The sequence below is a fragment of the Dorea hominis genome, assembly GCF_014287705.1.
Classification (GTDB): domain Bacteria; phylum Bacillota; class Clostridia; order Lachnospirales; family Lachnospiraceae; genus Dorea_D; species Dorea_D hominis.
In genome coordinates this window covers 1-3,161 of sequence record NZ_JACOOY010000032.1, presented here as the reverse complement: position 1 = coordinate 3,161, position 3,161 = coordinate 1, and the positions used below count along the sequence as shown (strand labels likewise).

1 rRNA gene is annotated in these 3,161 nt (G+C 50.4%); it reads left to right on the top strand.

Going from position 1 to position 3,161, the window contains the following annotated elements:
* The first annotated feature begins 244 nt into the window (after positions 1-244).
* A 23S ribosomal RNA gene (locus H8S07_RS14185) occupies positions 245-3,136 on the top strand.
* Positions 3,137-3,161: the final 25 nt, after the last annotated feature.

Genomic DNA, 3,161 nt, shown 5'->3' with positions numbered 1-3,161 from the left:
GCTTGTCACACATAACTGTTTTCGAATATTCGCATCTATATGTACCTTGAAAATTGCATATAAGAAATAGAAATGATAAGATAAATATCTTATTCAAGACATCCGAGGTAATTGTTATTAACAGGAATGTTGTTAATAATTACAACACCTTCGAGAAAACGAAGTAAAAAAACGAACCTAGAACCAACGCCGGTAACGCTATACCGGTGTAGTGATCATCCATTCCCGTGGATGAGAACAAGTTGGTCATGCTGAAAAGAGCGTATGGTGGATGCCTTGGCACTAAGAGCCGATGAAAGACGTGATAAGCTGCGAAAAGCTTCGGGGAGGAGCAAATATCCAATGATCCGGAGATCTCTGAATGGGGAAACCCACTTGAGCAAACCTCAAGTATCCTAACGCCAATCCATAACGTTAGGAAGGGAACCCGGTGAACTGAAACATCTAAGTAGCCGGAGGAAGAGAAAACAACATGTGATTCCGGAAGTAGCGGCGAGCGAAACCGGAAGAGCCCAAACCGGGATGCGTGCATCCCGGGGTTCGGACCGCACAATTGATTCAAGAGTCTTAGCAGAATGGTTTTGGGAAAGCCAGCCAGAGAGGGTGAAAGCCCCGTAAGCGAAAGGACGATTGACAAGGCGGTATCCAGAGTAGGTCGAGACACGTGGAACCTTGACTGAACACGCGGGGACCACCCCGTAAGGCTAAATACTCCTTAGTGACCGATAGCGCATAGTACTGTGAAGGAACGGTGAAAAGGACCCCGGGAGGGGAGTGAAAAAGAACCTGAAACCATATGTTTACAAGCTGTGGAACCACTATAAATGTGGAACCGCGTACTTTTTGTAGAACGGTCCGGCGAGTTGCGCCGGCTGGCGAGGTTAAATCCTACAGGGATGGAGCCGAAGGGAAACCAAGTCTTAATAGGGCCAGAGTCAGTCGGAGCAGACCCGAAACCGGGTGATCTATCCATGTCCAGGTTGAAGTTGCCGTAAAAGGCAATGGAGGACCGAACCCACATCCGTTGAAAAGGGTGGGGATGAGGTGTGGATAGGGGAGAAATTCCAATCGAACCCGGAGATAGCTGGTTCTCCTCGAAATAGCTTTAGGGCTAGCCTCATACAAGTCTTGCGGAGGTAGAGCACTGAATTTCCTAGGGGGCGTCAAAGCTTACCGAAGAATATCAAACTCCGAATGCCGCGTAGATGATGTATGGGAGTCAGACTGCACGAGATAAGTTGGGTAGTCGAAAGGGAAAGAGCCCAGACCTGCAGCTAAGGTCCCAAAATGTGTGTTAAGTGGAAAAGGATGTGGGATTTCGAAGACAACTAGGATGTTGGCTCAGAAGCAGCCATACATTCAAAGAGTGCGTAATAGCTCACTAGTCGAGAGGTCCTGCGCCGAAAATGTCCGGGGCTGAAACACACTACCGAAGCTCAGGAATCAACGAATGTTGATTGGTAGAGGAGCATTGGATACGAGACGAAGCAGTACCGATAAGGAGCTGTGGATTGTATCGAAGAGAGAATGCCGGAATGAGTAGCGAGAGGAAGGTGAGAATCCTTCCGGCCGAATATCTAAGGTTTCCAGAGTAAAGCTGATCTGCTCTGGGTAAGTCGGGGCCTAAGGCGAGGCCGAGAGGCGTAGTCGATGGACAACAGGTTGAGATTCCTGTACCTTAAGTAAACAGAACTGTGGGGACACGTGAGGAGAGCACAAGCCGGGAATGGAAAGACCGGTGCAAGCGAGGTAGGAGTGCAGCAGGCAAATCCGCTGTACAATCTGAAGACGTGATGCGGACCGAATAAAGAGTAGGGAAGTGTGTGAGCCATGCGTCAAGAAAAGCCGCTATTGTTTTACTTAAGCCCGTACCGTAAACCGACACAGGTGGATGAGGAGAGAATCCTAAGGCCGACGGGAGAAGCATTGTTAAGGAACTCGGCAAAATGACTCCGTAACTTCGGGAGAAGGAGTGCCAGTGAAAGCTGGCCGCAGAGAATTGGCCCAAGCAACTGTTTAGCAAAAACACAGGTCTATGCAAAACCGAAAGGTGAAGTATATGGGCTGACGCCTGCCCGGTGCTGGAAGGTTAAGGGGAGAGGTTAGCGGTAACGCGAAGCTTTGAACTTAAGCCCCAGTAAACGGCGGCCGTAACTATAACGGTCCTAAGGTAGCGAAATTCCTTGTCGGGTAAGTTCCGACCCGCACGAAAGGCGTAATGATTTGGGCACTGTCTCAACAATGCACCCGGTGAAATTGAAATACCAGTGAAGATGCTGGTTACCTGCGCCAGGACGGAAAGACCCCATGGAGCTTTACTCCAGCTTGATACTGGGATTCGGTATTGCATGTACAGGATAGGTGGGAGACTGGGAAGTAGTTACGCCAGTAGCTACAGAGTCGCTGTTGGGATACCACCCTTGCAGTATTGGATTTCTAACCAGCGGCCTTAAACAGGTCGGGGGACAATGTCAGGTGGGGAGTTTGACTGGGGCGGTCGCCTCCGAAAGGGTATCGGAGGCGCTCAAAGGTTCCCTCAGAATGGTTGGAAACCATTCGAAGAGTGCAAAGGCAGAAGGGAGCTTGACTGCGACACCGACGGGTGGAGCAGGTACGAAAGTAGGACTTAGTGATCCGGTGGTATAAAGTGGGATTGCCATCGCTCAACGGATAAAAGCTACCCTGGGGATAACAGGCTTATCACTCCCAAGAGTTCACATCGACGGAGTGGTTTGGCACCTCGATGTCGGCTCATCGCATCCTGGGGCTGAAGTAGGTCCCAAGGGTTGGGCTGTTCGCCCATTAAAGCGGTACGCGAGCTGGGTTCAGAACGTCGTGAGACAGTTCGGTCCCTATCCGGCGTGGGCGTAGGATATTTGAGAGGAGCTGTCCTTAGTACGAGAGGACCGGGATGGACTGGCCGCTGGTGTATCTGTTGACTACCAAGGTCATGGCAGAGTAGCCAAGCCGGGACGGGATAAACGCTGAAGGCATCTAAGCGTGAAGCCCCCCTCAAGATGAGATATCCCTACGTAAGTAGTAAGACCCCTTGAAGACGACGAGGTAGATAGGTCAGAGGTGGAAGTGTGGTAACACATGGAGCTGACTGATACTAATCGGTCGAGGGCATGACCAAGCAAGGTGATAGGTAAAGGATGAAG